The sequence below is a fragment of the Corynebacterium sp. 21KM1197 genome, from assembly GCF_033783015.1.
In the GTDB taxonomy this organism is placed as follows: Bacteria; Actinomycetota; Actinomycetes; order Mycobacteriales; family Mycobacteriaceae; genus Corynebacterium.
On record NZ_CP123907.1, the window covers coordinates 416430 to 432061 of the forward strand.

The 15632-nt window shown below is 63.2% G+C and carries 16 protein-coding genes; 11 read left to right on the plus strand and 5 right to left on the minus strand.

Annotated features, from left to right (window positions below; all coding sequences use genetic code 11):
• Positions 1 to 2 precede the first annotated feature (2 nt).
• Positions 3 to 542 (plus strand): GNAT family N-acetyltransferase, encoded by a 540-nt coding sequence (locus OLW90_RS02085; RefSeq protein ID WP_319650874.1) that lies wholly within the window; start codon positions 3 to 5, stop codon positions 540 to 542.
• 133 nt (positions 543 to 675) lie between these two features.
• Here OLW90_RS02085 and OLW90_RS02090 read toward each other — a convergent pair whose 3' ends face one another.
• On the minus strand, positions 676 to 2052 hold the full coding sequence (locus OLW90_RS02090; protein ID WP_319651806.1) for an amino acid permease: 1377 nt from the start codon (positions 2050 to 2052) through the stop codon (positions 676 to 678).
• 221 nt (positions 2053 to 2273) lie between these two features.
• On the opposite strand from OLW90_RS02090, the gene groES reads away from it, so the two are divergent.
• The 3 genes from groES to OLW90_RS02105 all read left to right on the plus strand — a co-directional run bounded on the left by groES (position 2274) and on the right by OLW90_RS02105 (position 4699).
• Positions 2274 to 2573: a co-chaperone GroES gene (gene groES / locus OLW90_RS02095; protein WP_055175727.1), complete on the plus strand. Its 300-nt coding sequence runs from the start codon at positions 2274 to 2276 to the stop codon at positions 2571 to 2573.
• Between the two features lie 10 nt (positions 2574 to 2583).
• Complete coding sequence (gene groL, locus OLW90_RS02100) at positions 2584 to 4197, plus strand: chaperonin GroEL (RefSeq protein ID WP_319650879.1); 1614 nt, start codon at positions 2584 to 2586, stop codon at positions 4195 to 4197.
• A 166-nt stretch (positions 4198 to 4363) separates the two neighbouring features.
• Entirely contained in the window at positions 4364 to 4699 is a 336-nt protein-coding gene (locus OLW90_RS02105; RefSeq protein WP_319650881.1) for a pentapeptide repeat-containing protein, read from the plus strand.
• A gap of 56 nt (positions 4700 to 4755) precedes the next feature.
• On the opposite strand, the gene OLW90_RS02110 is transcribed toward OLW90_RS02105, so the two are convergent.
• Complete coding sequence (locus tag OLW90_RS02110) at positions 4756 to 5529, minus strand: MurR/RpiR family transcriptional regulator (RefSeq protein ID WP_319650883.1); 774 nt, start codon at positions 5527 to 5529, stop codon at positions 4756 to 4758.
• Between the two features lie 71 nt (positions 5530 to 5600).
• Positions 5601 to 7253, minus strand: a complete 1653-nt coding sequence (locus tag OLW90_RS02115; protein ID WP_319650887.1) for an alpha-glucoside-specific PTS transporter subunit IIBC — start codon at positions 7251 to 7253, stop codon at positions 5601 to 5603.
• A 300-nt stretch (positions 7254 to 7553) separates the two neighbouring features.
• Between OLW90_RS02115 and OLW90_RS02120 the strand changes: the two genes are divergently transcribed.
• On the plus strand, positions 7554 to 8381 hold the full coding sequence (locus tag OLW90_RS02120; RefSeq protein WP_319650891.1) for an endonuclease/exonuclease/phosphatase family protein: 828 nt from the start codon (positions 7554 to 7556) through the stop codon (positions 8379 to 8381).
• A 5-nt stretch (positions 8382 to 8386) separates the two neighbouring features.
• The gene (locus OLW90_RS02125; protein ID WP_319650895.1) at positions 8387 to 10156 is read left to right on the plus strand and encodes an alpha-glucosidase; all 1770 of its coding nucleotides are present in this window, start codon (positions 8387 to 8389) and stop codon (positions 10154 to 10156) included.
• Here the strand turns inward: OLW90_RS02125 and OLW90_RS02130 are convergent.
• On the minus strand, positions 10078 to 10437 hold the full coding sequence (locus OLW90_RS02130) for a WhiB family transcriptional regulator (RefSeq protein WP_319650899.1): 360 nt from the start codon (positions 10435 to 10437) through the stop codon (positions 10078 to 10080). The genes OLW90_RS02125 and OLW90_RS02130 overlap by 79 nt on opposite strands.
• Positions 10438 to 10701: 264 nt before the next feature.
• Here OLW90_RS02130 and OLW90_RS02135 point away from each other — a divergent pair, with 264 nt between their 5' ends.
• The 3 genes from OLW90_RS02135 to OLW90_RS02145 are packed head-to-tail and all read left to right on the plus strand — an operon-like array spanning position 10702 to position 12142.
• A complete protein-coding gene (locus OLW90_RS02135; protein WP_319650900.1) occupies positions 10702 to 11265 on the plus strand; it encodes a sigma-70 family RNA polymerase sigma factor in 564 nt (187 codons plus the stop codon).
• Positions 11265 to 11513: a hypothetical protein gene (locus OLW90_RS02140; RefSeq protein ID WP_319650903.1), complete on the plus strand. Its 249-nt coding sequence runs from the start codon at positions 11265 to 11267 to the stop codon at positions 11511 to 11513. The genes OLW90_RS02135 and OLW90_RS02140 overlap by 1 nt, the downstream gene beginning before the upstream one ends.
• Positions 11510 to 12142, plus strand: a complete 633-nt coding sequence (locus OLW90_RS02145; protein WP_319650907.1) for a hypothetical protein — start codon at positions 11510 to 11512, stop codon at positions 12140 to 12142. Before OLW90_RS02140 ends, OLW90_RS02145 begins: the two co-directional genes overlap by 4 nt.
• A 23-nt stretch (positions 12143 to 12165) precedes the next feature.
• On the opposite strand, the gene OLW90_RS02150 is transcribed toward OLW90_RS02145, so the two are convergent.
• Positions 12166 to 12537, minus strand: coding sequence for a DUF5319 domain-containing protein (locus tag OLW90_RS02150; RefSeq protein WP_319650911.1), 372 nt, complete (start codon positions 12535 to 12537; stop codon positions 12166 to 12168).
• A gap of 146 nt (positions 12538 to 12683) precedes the next feature.
• Between OLW90_RS02150 and guaB the strand changes: the two genes are divergently transcribed.
• Complete coding sequence (gene guaB / locus OLW90_RS02155; RefSeq protein ID WP_319650915.1) at positions 12684 to 14201, plus strand: IMP dehydrogenase; 1518 nt, start codon at positions 12684 to 12686, stop codon at positions 14199 to 14201.
• A gap of 24 nt (positions 14202 to 14225) precedes the next feature.
• Positions 14226 to 15368: a GuaB3 family IMP dehydrogenase-related protein gene (locus OLW90_RS02160; RefSeq protein WP_319650918.1), complete on the plus strand. Its 1143-nt coding sequence runs from the start codon at positions 14226 to 14228 to the stop codon at positions 15366 to 15368.
• The last annotated feature ends 264 nt before the right edge of the window (positions 15369 to 15632 follow it).

Below are 15632 nucleotides of genomic sequence, written 5' to 3' on the forward strand. Positions count from 1 at the left end.
GCATGATTCTGAAAACGGAAAGATTGTTGCTTCGCCCCTGGGCGGAATCCGATAGCGCCGATTTATTCTGCTATGCCTCCGATCTGAGGGTGGGCCCCAGCGCCGGTTGGCCCGTTCACGAGAGCGAACAGGACAGTAAGGACAGCATCTCCGGTGTGCTCAGTACCCCGGAGACTTATGCGATGGTTCTGTGGGAAAGTAATGCCGCCATCGGTTCGATCGGCCTGAAGATGGGGGACTCTACCCAGCTGACGCAGCGCAGTGATGAGTGCGAACTGGGGTATTGGGTGGGCGTTCCGTATTGGGGCCGGGGATTTGTGATGGAGGCTGCGCGGGAACTTCTGCGCCATGCCTTTGGGAATCTGGGCATGAACGCGGTGTGGTGCAGTTCCGCCGAGCAGAACGTGCAATCTCAGCGGGTGCAGGAAAAACTTGGTTTTTCTTTCCATCACACCCGCGAGGATGTGTTGGTGCCGCTATTGGGCGAGTATCGGAATATTCGGGTGACTAAGTTAGAGCGGCCTGGGGCCGCTTGCGGTTAGCCGGGTTAGGCCGCTAGGCCGGGCGGCCCGGTTTCCTCGGTGCTTTGCGCCTGCCGTCCCCGGGGCAGGGGCTTCTCACCGGCCCTACCGTCCCTCACCGCCCCCGACCCGGCGGTGTCGATACGCGATTGCCCTAGGCGCGCTTCCTATCGCGCATGATTCCCACGGCGCAGATCCCGGCTACCCACACGAGCGCCGCGATCAAGCCGCCGCGGGTATCCGCCGCTAGGGAGAGGGCCACGCACATGAGGGCGAAGAATACGAGCAGGCCGATCGCAGCGGTGCTGCCGCCGGGGGTGGGGAAGTGGGAGCGCTCGTGTGCCTGGGGCTCGCGGCGGCGATACACCAGGTAGGAGCAGATGATGGCCGTCCACACGGCGAGGAAGAGCGTGGCGGACATGGAGGTGACCATGGTGAAGGCTTCTAGCACGCCGTCGCCAGTGGCCATGAGGATGAGCGCGGAGAGCAGGAAGATGCAGGAGAGCGTGAGCGCATTGCGCGGCACCTGGCGCGGGGAGAGTTTGGCAAAGACGCGGTGGGCGTCGCCGCTTTGGGCCAGGCCGTAGACCATGCGGGAGGTGGAGTAGATGCCGGAGTTGGCGGAGGAGGCCGCCGAGGTAATTACCACGAGGTTCACGATGGTGGCTGCGGCGGGCAGGCCGGTGAGCGCGAACATGGTGACAAAGGGGGAGTTCTCCGGCACGATCTCGTTCCAGGGGGTGACCATCATGATGACGGCCAGGGAGCCGATGTAGAACAGTCCGATGCGCAGCGGAATGGAATTAACGGCCTTGGGCAATACCTTTTCCGGGTCCTTGGTCTCGGCCACGGTGGTGCCCACGAGTTCCACCCCCACAAAGGCAAAGAGCGCGATCTGGAAGCCGGTGACAAAGCCGCTGAAGCCGTTGGGGAAGATGCCGCCGTGCTCCCAGAGGTTGCTCACGGCGGCGGTGGAGCCGGAGTTATTGGTAGCACCAAGGCACACCAGCACGATTCCCACCACGATGAGGGCCACGATGGCGATAATCTTGATGAGGGCGAACCAGAACTCCGTTTCCCCGAAGGCCTTAACGGTGAGCGCGTTGAGCACAAAGAGCAGGGCGATGGTGCCCAGAATGGGGATCCAACTGGGCAGGTCCGGCCACCAGAAGCGGAAGTATCCGGTGATGGCGATGAGGTCGGCCACGCCGGTGACGATCCAGCACAACCAGTACGTCCAACTCATGGCAAAGCGCGCCCAGTTTCCCAGGTACTTTTCCGCGATGTCGGAAAAGGAGTGGAAGTGGGGATTGGCCAGCAGGAGTTCGCCCATGCAGCGCATGAAGAGGAAGAGCGCCGCGCCAATGATGGCGTACACCAGCAGGATGGAAGGGCCGGCCAGGGCGATGGTCTTTCCCGAGCCCATGAACAGGCCGGTGCCGATGGCTCCGCCGATGGCGATGAGCTGAATATGGCGGTTGGTGAGTTGCCGCTGTAGTTCGCGCGGCTGGCTTGGTGGGGAGGCGGTCATGGCGTAGCCGTTTCTATCAGGCAAATGGTTTTTTCAAACTCTAGCGCATGGGGGTGAGGTGCGTGTCAAAAATGGGGTGGGAATGGTTGAATGCTGGCACTCGCGGGGGTAGAGTGCCAGTCAGGTTGTGAGACACACAGTTGTTCACCCGCGACGACGGCTGTGCTGGATAGCAGCAACCGGCACAATCAAGTAAGCACTTATCCAATGGAGGAATAACAGTGGCAAACGTCAATATCACCCCGCTTGAGGACCGTATCTTGGTGCAGATCGTCGAGGCGGAGACCACCACCGCTTCCGGCCTGGTGATCCCGGACTCCGCCAAGGAGAAGCCGCAGGAGGCCACCGTCATCGCCGTGGGCGCGGGCCGCTTTGATGAGAAGGGCGAGCGCATTCCGGTAGACGTCAAGGAGGGCGATACCGTGATCTTCTCCCGTTACGGCGGCACCGAGATCAAGTACGAGGGCCAGGAGTACCTGATCCTTTCCGCGCGCGACGTCCTCGCCGTCGTAAGCAAGTAGGGGATAACGCATGGCAAAGCTGATTGCATTTGACCAGGAATCCCGCGAGGGTATCCTGCGCGGCGTCGATACGCTTGCCGACGCCGTGAAGGTCACCCTGGGCCCGCGCGGCCGCAACGTGGTGCTGGACAAGGCCTTTGGTGGCCCCACCGTCACCAACGACGGCGTGACCATCGCCCGCGACATCGACGTTGAGGACCCCTTTGAGAACCTGGGTGCCCAGTTGGTGAAGTCCGTGGCGATCAAGACCAACGACATCGCCGGTGACGGCACCACCACCGCCACGCTGCTGGCGCAGGCGCTCATCACTGAGGGTCTGCGCAACGTGGCCGCCGGTGCCAACCCCATCGAGCTGAACCGGGGCATCGCCGCAGGTGTGGAAAAGGTGGTGGAAGAACTCAAGGCTCGCGCCACCGAGGTTTCCGCCGCCAAGGACGTGGCCAACGTGGCCACCGTTTCCTCCCGCGACGAGATCATCGGTGAGATGGTTTCCGGCGCGATGGAGAAGGTGGGCAAGGACGGCGTGGTCACGGTGGAGGAGTCCACCTCCATCGAGTCCTCCCTGGACGTGACCGAGGGTGTGTCCTTTGACAAGGGCTTCCTCTCCCCGTACTTCATCACCGACACCGAGGCTCAGCAGGCGATCCTTGAGGACGCCGTGGTGCTGCTGGTGCGCAACAAGATCTCCTCCCTGCCGGACTTCCTGCCGATCCTGGAAAAGATCGCGGAATCCGGCAAGCAGGCGCTCATCATCGCCGAGGACATCGAGGGCGAGCCCTTGCAAGCCCTGGTGGTGAACTCCATCCGCAAGACCCTCAAGGTCGCCGCCGTGAAGTCCCCGTACTTTGGGGAGCGCCGCAAGGCCTTCATGGACGACCTCGCCGTGGTCACCGGGGCCACCGTGGTGGACCCGGAGGTAGGCGTGAACCTCTCCGAATCCGGCACCGAGGTGCTGGGCGGGGCGCGCCGCGTGACCATCACCAAGGATCAGACCGTGATCGTGGACGGCGCCGGAACCGCCGAGGCCCTGGATAACCGCCGCGAGCAGATCCGCCGGGAGATCGAGAACACCGATTCCTCCTGGGACAAGGAAAAGGCCGAGGAGCGCCTGGCCAAGCTCTCCGGCGGCGTGGCAGTGATCAAGGTGGGCGCCGCTACCGAGACCGAGGTGGGCGAGCGCAAACTGCGCGTGGAGGACGCCATCAACGCCGCCCGGGCCGCCGTGCAAGAGGGCATTATTGCTGGTGGTGGCTCCGTGCTGGTGCAGATCGCTCACGAACTGGAGGCCTTTGCCGATCAGTTCGAGGGCGAGGCCAAGACCGGTGTGCTGGCACTCTCCCGCGCCCTGGTGAAGCCGGCCTTCTGGATCGCGGAAAACGCCGGTCTGGACGGTGCCGTGGTGGTGGCTCGCACCGCCGAGCGGGCCAATGGCGAGGGCTTCAACGCCGCCACCCTGGAGTACGGCAACCTCATCGAGCAGGGCATCATTGACCCCGTGAAGGTGACCCACTCCGCCGTGGTCAATGCCGCCTCCGTGGCGCGCATGGTTCTCACCACGGAGGCCTCCGTGGTGGAGAAGCCCAAGGAGGAGGAGCCCGCCGCTGGTGGGCATCACCACCACTAGGGTGGCTGTAGCGTGAGCCTCCTATAGGGGAGAAGGCTCCCTCACACCGCCATGAGCGGTGTGAGGGAGCCTTTGTGGTTCAAAGGGTGGGCGGGCGTGGGGTTTCGGGGTACTATAGTTTTCACTGAATAAGCGTGAGATAATTTTATTTCTTGTGGGGTGACGTATGACTGTACCGCTCATTGAAAATGTCAATATGCATAATATTGATTTTTCGGGACAGCAGCTTGAGGGGCTGAACGTGTATTGGTCGAACTTCTGGAATGTGAGCTTCGAGGGGGCAAAACTGGCAGGGGCGGAATTTATTGAGGATGAATTGCACAATGTCTCATTCGCGTACGCAGACCTGCGGGGCGCGAGGTTTTATGTCTCAACCATCTTTGCTTGCGATTGTCGCGGCGCGGATCTTCGCGGGGCCGCGCTGCCTGGCTCGTATGAGGAGCATTATGCCCATCAAGAGGGGATGATTTGTGATAACACTACTAGGTTCGAAGTGTGGTAAAAGATCGGGTTAATATCCGGTCAGTGTCAGGGAAGGGTAAATCCCCACTATTATCCCTACCCCTCGGCGCTCTCTTCTCCCAGGCGATACTCCATGTACGCCCGGATCACGTAGTCCAGCGCCACGTTCAACCCGATGAGCGAATGATACTCGCCCACGTGCCAGGAGGGGTGCAGCGCGGTGGAGCAGTAATGGATATTCCACCGTGAGGCCGCCGCCAGGGGATTGCTGCTTAACCGGGTCACCGCCAGGGTGGGCACCCCACGCAGCGAGGCGGCTCGGGGAATCTCCGCAAAGTCCGGGTTGGTGCCGCCCAGGGAGATGATGACGAGGGTGTCTCTGGGGCCCATCATGGGCAGGCTAACTTTCATCTCGGTGAGGTCGGTAATCACCGTGGCCTGCTTGCCATTGGCCATGAGAGATTTGGCGAACTCCGAGGCCGCCAGGCGCTGCGAGGAGCCGGTGCCCAGGCAATACACGGCCCGAGACTCGTAGAGCCGGGAGACGATGGGCTCCACGGCGGTGGCTTCTAAGTGGTCGAGAGTGGCGAGGAGGTCGTGGCGTTGCGCCGCCACGGGGTCGGGGGTATCGCGCTCTGCCGCCTCCCGCAGCGAGGTGCGGATAAAGTACTTCATCTCCGCGAATCCGGAAAAACCCAGCCTCTTGGCCAGCCGCATGACGGACGAGGTGGAGGTGTAGGTGCGCTGCGCGATCTGCTGCACGGAGGAATCTGCGGCCTCGGCCTGATGGGCAAGCAGGTAGGTCAAAATATCGCGCTCGGTATCGTTCCAGGTGCCCTGCGTGGAGGCCACGATACTGTCCAGGTTCACCGTTCCTCCCAAAAGCGCGGCGTTATTATGCCTGGTTAGCATAGCAACGCCGCGTTTATCCGGGGAATTGGTTAAGAGGAAGCCCCCATGAGGTTTTCAAACTTATCGCGCACCTGGGGCACGTCCATGCCCACGATCACCTGGATCGCGGTGCCCTTATTCACCAGGCCTAGCGCGCCCGCCTCCTGGAACTCATCGGCGCTGGCTACCTTCTCCGGCTCGGCTACGGAGACGCGCAGGCGGGTGGCACAGTTGTTCACGGAGGTGATGTTCTCCGCCCCGCCGAGGAGCACGAGGAAAACGGTGGCGCGCTGGATATAGGGGTCGGTAGGCTCCGCGATGGCTACCGACGCCTCCGGGGCCTCCTCGGCGCTGGCCTCCGCCGTCGGTGCGGCAGGGGAGGCGTCGTTAGTAGAAGCCTTTTTGGCTTCCCGGTATTCCTGCTTGGAGTACAGTTTGACGTCCTTGGCGTCCTCGCGGCCGGGGGTTTTCAGGTTGAGTTTGAGAATGAGGAAGCGGAAGAGCACAAAGTAGATCACGGTAAAGCACAGGCCCACGCCGATCTGCATGATGTAGGTGGCGTGGTGCTGCGCCCACAGCGGCACCCAGTTTTGGGCGATGAAGTCGATGAGCCCGCCGCCCATGTTTCCGGCTAGGCCGAGTTGGTACATGATGGCCGTCATCAGGCCGGAGAGCACGGCATGCACCGTGAACAGTAGCGGGGCCACGAAGAGGAAGGTGAACTCCAGGGGTTCGGTAATGCCGGTGAGCATGGCGGTGAGCACCACGGGGATAAGGAGTGCCAGGGTGGCCTTGCGCTTTTCCGGCTTGGCGGTGGTGTAAAAGGCGGCGGCGATTCCCAGGGGAGCAAAGACCTTGGGGTTGCCGTGTAGGGCAAAGCCGCCTCCGGGGAATTGCTCGTTGAGCGGGGCGCTGGATTCCGCGTACGTGGTGAGGTTATTGACCCAGTGTGCCTGGCTTCCTTCCGGCACCACGGCGGGGCCGAACACAAAGGGCGAGTACACAAAGTGGTGCAGGCCGGTGGGAATGAGAATACGCTCCAGGAACGTATAAAGCCCCACTCCGATGGAACCGGAGGTCATCAAAATGCCCTGGAGGGAGGAAATACCCAGTTGCACCTGGGGCCACACGAAGCACACGATCAGCGCCAGGGGCATCATGAGGAAGAGGCCCACGATGTACACGAATTGGCTACCTTGGAAGATACCTAGGAACTCCGGGAGTTTCTTTTCAAAGTAGCGGTTATGAATCCACACGGCCACGGCGGAGATGAAGATGGCGCCCAGAATACCGGTGTCCAGGGTCTTGATCCCCGCGATCATCTTTAGCCCGGAATTGCCACCGGGCTCGGCGGCGTAATCAATGCCAAAGGAGGAACCAAAGACCTCCAGGAAGCCCGCCACGAAGTAATTGAACGTGAGGTAGAGCAGCGCGGCCTCGAGGACCGCGCGGGCATTGGCCATCTTGGCCAGGGCGATGGGTAGACCCAGCACAAAGAGCAGTTCCATCTGGTTGAACACGGTCCATGCGCCGGATTCCCAGACCTTCCAGAAGTTGCTCCACCAGGTTCCGGGGGCCGCCAAGTCCCCCATGAGTTGCTGGTTTTGCGCGATGATGGCCAGGGCTACGGCCAGGCCGGCCACGGCGAAGAGCAGCACCGGGGCGAGCATGGCGCTGCCGAACCTCTGCACTTTTTCCATCATGGTTCACGTACCTTTTCTTCTCTCACGATCTTCCTCGTGGCCCCTCCCACGAGAAGCGGGATAGGGGCGCTGCGATCACTCTAAGCCCGCTGCCAGCGAACAATGCCCTCCTCGGGGTATTGCGGCATAAGTTCCGCGCTTTTGGCACAGATTCCGCGCCTTGGTGGCTCGTGTGCCGGGGAAAGCGGCGGCCCAGAACCTAGGCTTGGAACGCGCGGCTAGCGCTGAGAAAGCGATGGCCAAGAAAGCGATGATCGCCCTATGCGCCCAAACCCACGCGCCCCAAGGAGGAGACCCGCCGTGAAAGTTCTGAGCCTCAACGCGCACAGTTGGTGCGAGTCGGATCAGATAGCCAAGATCAGGGATACCGCGCGGCTCATCGTGGATGAGGGAGTGGACGTGGTGGCGGTGCAGGAAGCCAATCAACTCCAAGGCGGGATACCCTGGCGCTCCGAGAGGTACGGTGGCCCGAGCGCCCTGCCGGTGGGAGCGGATAACTACGTGCAGGTATTAGCGGAGATGTGCGCGCACCTGGGCGCGGAGTACCGCTGCTATTGGGCGGAGGCTCACCAGGGATTTGGCAAATATGACGAGGGTGTGGGCCTGCTGGCACGGGCGGATTCCGTGACGGAGACGCACCCCCTGGTTCTGGCGGATTATCCCTATACTGACGTGCGCCGTCGGGTGGCACTGGCGGCGAGGATACGCGGCTGGGGCTGGGTGATCTCGGGGCATTTCTCCTGGTGGGAGGTGGAGGGCCAGCGGCTTTTTGAGGGGGAGTGGGGAGCGATCGAGCGCTTTGTGCGGGAGCACCCCGGTGAGCGGGTCTGCGTGGCGGGTGACCTGAATAATCCGGCCACCGTGGTCGGGGAGGGGTACAGCTTGATCCGGGAGCGTGGTTGGTGGGATACCCGCGATCTGGCGCGGCGAGCCGAGGGGCATGACACCATCGCAGGCAAGATCTCCGGCTGGGAGAAGGCACGGGGTGGTGCGCGGATTGATTATGTACTGATAAACCAGCGGGTGTGGGTATCCGAGCACCGGGTGGTGTTCACGGGGGAGGAATCGCCGGTGGTTTCGGATCATTATGGAGTGCTGGCCCACGTGGGCGAAGCGGAAGGAGAATAAGGATCATGCAGAAGAATGAACGCCAGTGGTGGCATGACGCGGTGGTGTACCAGATTTATCCGCGCAGTTTCCGCGATTCCAATGGCGATGGCATAGGCGATATTCCGGGGATCATGCAGCAGTTGCCCTACCTCAAGGAATTGGGGGTGGACGTGATATGGCTGTGCCCGGTGTATCGCTCGCCCAATGACGATAATGGCTACGATATTTCCGATTATCGGGACATCATGACGGAGTTTGGCACCCTCGATGATTTTGATGCGCTGCTTGCCGCCGCCCACGATCAGGGCTTGAGGATCATGATGGACCTGGTGGTCAATCACACCTCGGACGAGCACGAGTGGTTCCTGCACTCCCGGGAAAGCAGGGATAACCCCTACCGGGATTACTACATCTGGAAGGACCCGGCCGGATACGCGGAGGACGACACGCCGCTGCCGCCGAATAATTGGGGCTCGGAGTTCGGTGGTTCCGCTTGGGAATGGGACGCGCACACGGGGCAGTTTTACCTGCACATGTTCTCCCGCAAGCAGCCGGATTTGAATTGGGAAAACCCGGCGGTGCGCGAGGAGATCTTTGAGATGATCCGCTGGTGGCAGGATCGCGGCGTAGACGGCTGGCGGGTGGATGCCATTGGTACGGCGGATAAGCCCGAGGGTTTCCCCGATGATCCCTACCAGGAGCCGGGTCGGGTGACCTCCTCCATGCGCTTTGTGAACAACCGGCCTAAGGTGCACACCTGGCTGCACATGATGAACCGTGAGGCTTGGTCGCGCGGCGGAAGCGCAGGAGAGGCGTCGATAAGCAACACCGGAATCGTGACCGTGGGGGAACTTGCCGGGCCCACCCCGGAGGACGGCGTGCTGTACACCGCCCCGGAGCGAGAGGAACTCAGCCAGATCATTCACTTTGAGCACGTGAGCCTGGGCAACGATCCGCGCTTTGATAAGTGGAGCCTTCAGCGCCCCGGCCTGGTGGAGCTAAAGCGGGTGCTGGATTCCTGGCAGCGGGGGCTGCACGGTAAGGGCTGGAACGCCCTGTACTGGGATAATCACGATCAGCCCCGCGCGGTTTCCCGCTTTGGCGACGATCGCCCGGAGTTCCGGGAGGCATCCGCCAAGGCCCTGGCCACGGCGCTGTACCTCCAGCAGGGCACGCCGTACATTTATCAGGGCCAGGAACTGGGCATGACCAACGTGGAGTTCCCGAGCATAGAGGATTATCGTGACCTCGATAGCGTGAATTGGTACCGCACCGTGGTGGAGGAGCGCGGGGAACTCAGTGCCGAGGAGGCATTGGCCCGCGTGCACGCCCGGGGGCGGGATAACGCGCGCACGCCCATGCAGTGGAACGCGCAGCCGCAGGCGGGGTTCAGCGGGGAGGTTCCGCAGGTGCAGCCGTGGATCGCGGTGAATCCCCGGTACCCGGAGATCAACGCCGCAGCCCAGCAGGACGATCCGGCCTCGGTGCTGAATTACTATCGACGCCTCCTGCGCCTGCGCAAGGGCACCCTGCGCGAGGTGGTGCGCGAGGGATCCTATGAGCCCCTGGCAGCCGACGACCCCCGGGTGTACGCCTACCAGCGCGTGTGGGGAGGGAAACGGCTGGTGGTGGCGGTGAACTTCACCTCGCGGGAGGCGGCGTGCCCGCCCGAGGTACACGCCGCCCTGGGGGAGGATGAGGCGCTGCTGAGCAACTACGAGGAGGCCGCTACGACCTCTGCCCTGCGCCCCTGGGAGGCGCGGGTGGTGCTGCGCGAGGCACGCGAGGTGTAGGAGGGGCGATTCTTGCGCAGCAACGTCATGCGCTCGGACTCGCTCATGCCGCCCCAGATTCCGTAGGGCTCTGCCGCGCGCAGCGCGTGGTCGCGGCAGAGGTCCATCACGGGACAGGTCTGGCAGATGGCCTTGGCCTTGTTCTCGCGCAGGGTGCGAGCGCGGCCGCGCTCACCATCGGGGTGATAGAACATCTCGGAGTTCTTTCCGCGGCAGGCTCCGTGGAGCTGCCAATCCCATAGGTCTGCGTTGGGGCCAGGGAGAAGGTGCGGCTGGGACATGAAAAAGATCTCCTTGAGCAGCGGATCAATGGTCAGCAGCGAGTGTGAACCTTCTAGGTGAACAAAAAGTAGACGGCGGGTTACGGGGATATGGATTCTCGGTATGCAAAACGGAAACAGCGAGGTTATTGCGCATTTTTTGGCGGATGAAAACCCGGGAGAACGCGGGGTTGCTGCGTATGTCCGGCACCTAGACCATGAGTGCCCTATGGCTTAAAGTATGCTGAATCCGGTATCCCATCACCGCGAGGAAAAGAGCAGGAAGTGAGCGAAGCTGAACAAGAATTACAGGCGCTCGTACCCGCTGCGGTGACGGGGGATCGCGCCGCCTTGCAGCGAATCCTGGAGATCATTCACCCGCTTGTGCTGCGGTACGTGCGGGCCCGGATCAGCAACGGGCGCATCCCCGGGGCCGATGACATCGCTCAGGACGCCTGCCTGGCGGTGGTCCATTCCATCGAGCGGTACACCGATCGCGGGCGGCCCTTCATGGCCTACGTGTACGGGGTGGTCAGTAACAAGGTCGCGGACGCGCGCCGTGCTTATGTCCGCGATCAATCCCACCTCACCGACGAGGTCCCCGATTCCGCATCCAGGGAGGCGAATCCCGAGGAAGAAGCGCTGGTCACGGACGGTAGTAACAGAGTGCGCCGACTTCTCGATTCACTTAGCGAGAGATCACGCGAGATCATTACTTTGCGCGTGCTCGTGGGACTATCAGCAGAGGAAACCGCAGACATGGTAGGCAGCACCCCCGGTGCCGTGCGGGTGGCGCAGCACCGGGCACTGGCGAGCCTGCGCAAGGCAGTAGAAGAAGGAGAGCGATAATGAGCGAGCCTCGTGAACAGCGCGAGCTAGAGTTCAGCGATGCCCTCCTCACGGAACTGTCGCAGGGGATCGACCGCAGCGGGGGCACCGACCCCCTGGCCGGGATGCTGCTGGAACTGCGTAGCGACGTCGATAAGCCCATGCCCGAACCCCCGCTTCTACAAGCGCAGGTGATAGACATGCGCTCCCGACGCCGCGTGGGCCCCTCTTTGCCGGTTTGGTGGGTGCGGCCGCCGCGACGCTCGTGATCGCGGGTAGCGGCGCGGTGCTGCTCAACGCCGGGCCTGATTCCCCTCTGTACGGGCTTTCCACCACGCTGTTCCCCCGTCAGGATTCTGCGCCCGATGTGGTGGAACTGGCCGGAACCTTAGAGGAGATGAACAGCCTGGCCGAGCGCGGGGACATGGACGGCGTGCGCCTGCTCATTGAACAGGCGCGGCTCATGGCCAAGGATATGGAGGTGGCTTCCCGCGCGGCCAGCAACGGCGCGCCGGTGGGAGACTCCGCTTCCTCGTCTGGTAACGCCGCGCGCGGGACTAAGGAAACGACAGTGACGGTGACCACCACCGTTCCGGGTGCTCCGCAACCGGCCCCGGGACAGGAGGGCCAGCAGGCTCCCCATGCCCCGGCCGCTAACCACAGCGAGCGCCCCGCAGCAGATCCCCAGGCCACGATCACGGAGACCCAAACGGTGACGGTGACCGCCACCGTCACCGTCGTCCAGGAGCAGGGCACCGGCGGCCCCGTGGAGGCCGGGACGGGGGTGCCGTATTCCGAGCCCACGGCCGCCGCCGTGAATCCCGCGCAGGAGAGCCCCACGCTGGCAGGGTTGGTGCAGGAAGATAGCGGTGCGCAGGCGGAGGGCGCGGGGGAGTAGCCCCGAGTTTTTGCTACCTCTCTTTACCGCTCTCGCAACCCGTCGAGATAGCCCAGGGCGTAGTCCCACGGCACGTAGGCATGGACGTCGGGCGCGGCACCGGGCTCGTGCACGGGGCTGAGGGTGTTTTCCAGGGTGGCGCGCATGTTGGCGGCCAGGATGTCCCAACTGAAGTAGTGGTTTTCCTCGCAGTCCTCGCAGAAGAAAAAGATTCCCAGGATTCCCTTGGGGCCGAGCACGGCCTTGAACTCCTGCACCAGTGCGAGGTCGCGTTCGATGCCGGCGCGTTCTTCGTCGGTCAGCGGCGGCATGGGTTCGTCTCCACCGAGGAACGAGGCGGGGTCGTTCGGATCATCGGCAAAGGGATCAAGCGGCATCTGAGAGTCGAAGTTCACACCGCCGATCCTATGATTAGCCCCCACATGCTGGCAATTCTTCCCCGTTACCCTGGCGTGGAAGATCTGGTTAGAGTAGGTGGTTAAAGTAAGGGAAAGGCGTACACCCTGCGGGGCAGGCACATCAACAGTGAGGAGAGTTTTACATGGTGCAGCAGGTATCTACTGGTGGGGACGATCCTAATAAGGTACTGCTGCGAGGCTTGACTTTCGACGACGTGCTTTTGCTGCCCGCCGAGTCAAACGTGGTGCCCAGCGATGTGGACACCTCCTCGCAGTTCACCCGCAACATCCGCTTGGGCCTGCCGATCGCCTCGGCTGCCATGGATACCGTCACCGAGGCGCGCATGGCGATTGCGATGGCGCGCCAGGGCGGGATCGGTGTTCTGCACCGCAACCTCTCCGCCACCGAGCAGTCCGAGCAGGTGGAGATCGTTAAGCGCTCCGAGTCCGGCATGGTGACCGATCCCGTGACCTGTAGCCCGGAAATGACGATCGCGGAGGTGGACGCGCTGTGCGCTCGCTTCCGCATCTCCGGCCTGCCGGTGGTGGACGAGCAGGGCGTGCTGGTGGGCATTTGCACCAACCGCGATATGCGCTTTGAGCCGGACACCAACCGCCGCGTGAGCGAGGTAATGACCCCCATGCCGCTGGTGATCGCGGAGGAGGGTGTGACCAAGGAGCAGGCCCTGGAACTGCTCAGCGCCAACAAGGTGGAGAAGCTGCCCATCGTGGATAAGCAGGGCAAGCTGGTGGGCCTCATCACCGTGAAGGACTTTGTGAAGTCCGAGCAGTACCCCAACGCTTCCAAGGATGCCTCCGGCCGCCTGCTGGTGGCGGCGGGCATCGGCACCGGCCAGGATTCCTACGATCGCGCCGGGTTGCTCGTGGAGGCTGGGGTGGACGTGCTGATCGTGGACTCCGCCCACGCGCACAACAACCGCGTGCTGGAGATGGTCTCCCGCGTGCAAAAGGACTTTGGCGATCGCGTGGACGTAGTGGGCGGCAACCTAGCCACCCGCGAGGCCGCGCAGGCGATGGTGGACGCGGGCGCGGACGGTATCAAGGTGGGCATCGGGCCGGGTTCGATCTGCACCACGCGCGTGGTGGCGGGCGTGGGGGCTCCCCAGATCACCGCCATCCTGGAGGCCAGCGCGGCGGCCGCTCCCGCAGGCGTGCCGATCATTGCCGATGGTGGCATGCAGTTCTCCGGCGACGTCGCTAAGGCCCTGGCCGCCGGTGCCAGCACCGTCATGCTCGGCTCCATGCTCGCGGGCACCACCGAGGCCCCCGGCGACATCGTGGTGGTGGGCGGTAAGCAGTACAAGCGCTACCGCGGCATGGGCTCGATGGGGGCCATGCAGGGGCGCGGCCTGACCGGTGAGAAGCGTTCCTACTCCAAGGATCGTTACTTCCAAGCGGACGTGAAGAGCGAGGATAAGTTGGTGCCGGAGGGAATCGAGGGGCGCGTGCCCTTCCGTGGTTCCATCGACACCATCACCCACCAGATCGTGGGTGGCCTGCGCGCGGCGATGGGCTACACCGGCTCCGCGACGATCCCCGACCTGCAAAAGGCGCGCTTTGTGCAGATCACCACGGCGGGACTGAAGGAAAGCCACCCGCACGACATCACCCAGACCGTCGAGGCCCCGAACTACCACTAAGCATCAGGAGATCTGAGTACCCCCATGCGCGATTACGTTGAGATTGGTATTGGGCGCGAGGCGCGCCGCACGTACCGCCTAGAGGACGTATCCATCATTCCCTCGCGGCGCACCCGCTCCTCCAAGAACGTGGACACCACCTGGAATATCGACGCCTATACGTTTGATATTCCGGTGATGTCTCACCCCACGGACGCTCTGGCTACCCCGGAGTTCGTGATGGAGATGAGCCGCCAGGGGGGCATGGGGGTTATCAACGCCGAGGGGCTGTGGGGCCGCCACGCTGATCTGGAGGGCGCGATCCAGCGCGTGATCGACGCCGCCGATAATGACGCCGGGCTGGTCTCCGCCGAGGCCACCCGCGTGCTCCAGGAACTCCACGCCGCGCCGGTGGACGAGGATCTGCTCACCGAGCGAATCCGGGCCGTGCGCGCGGAGGGAGCCACGGTGGCGGTGCGGGTTTCCCCCCAAAACGCCCGTGAACTCGCCCCCACGGTGATCGCCGCCGGGGCGGAACTCCTCATCATTCAGGGCACCATGATCTCCGCCGAGCACGTGGCCGAGGGTGGGGAACCGCTGAACCTCAAGGACTTCATCGGTTCCCTCGATGTGCCCGTTATCGCGGGCGGCGTGACGGACTACACTACCGCCATGCACCTCATGCGCACGGGAGCGGCCGGGATCATCGTGGGCGGTGGGGTGAATACCAACGGCCTGGCGCTGGGAATCGAATCCGCCATGGCCACCGCCATCGCGGACGTGGCCGCCGCACGCCGGGACTACCTGGATGAAACGGGCGGGCGCTACGTGCACATTCTGGCCGATGGGGAACTGGAAACCTCCGGCGATGTGGTCAAGGCCATCGCCTGTGGCGCGGATGCGGTAGTGCTGGGCACGCTGCTCGCCCCGGCCGCGGAGGCGGGGGGCAAGGGCTACTTCTGGCCACCCACGGCCGCGCACCCGCGCTTCCCCCGTGGTTTTGTGGCCGAGGCCTACGAGTTTTCCTCCAGCGAGGAGCGGCCGAGCCTGGCGGAGATCCTGCACGGTCCCTCCCGGGAGGCGATGGGGCTGCACAACATCGTGGGTGGTTTGTGCCGGGCGATGGCCAAGTGCGGATACACCGATCTGAAGTCCTTTCAAAAGGTGGGGCTCTCCGTAGCGGGGTAGCGAGAAACTAAGGGGGATAGTGATAGTTCAGGGGGAGAGGATGGTTCTGCCGGAGCCATCCTTTTTGCGGAAAATCGCGGGGATAAGGCCCGTGTGGGTGGAATTGCTCGGGGTGCTGGGGAGCGTTTTGCTGGCGGCGGCCTCCTTTGTACAGGGAGGTTGGCGAACGGGGTTCTTTGGGTTGGGGGTGGTGTGCGTTGTGGGGAGTGTGATACTCCGTGCTTACCAGGAATCTCGGAAGAGGCGTGAACGCGAATTGTGGGA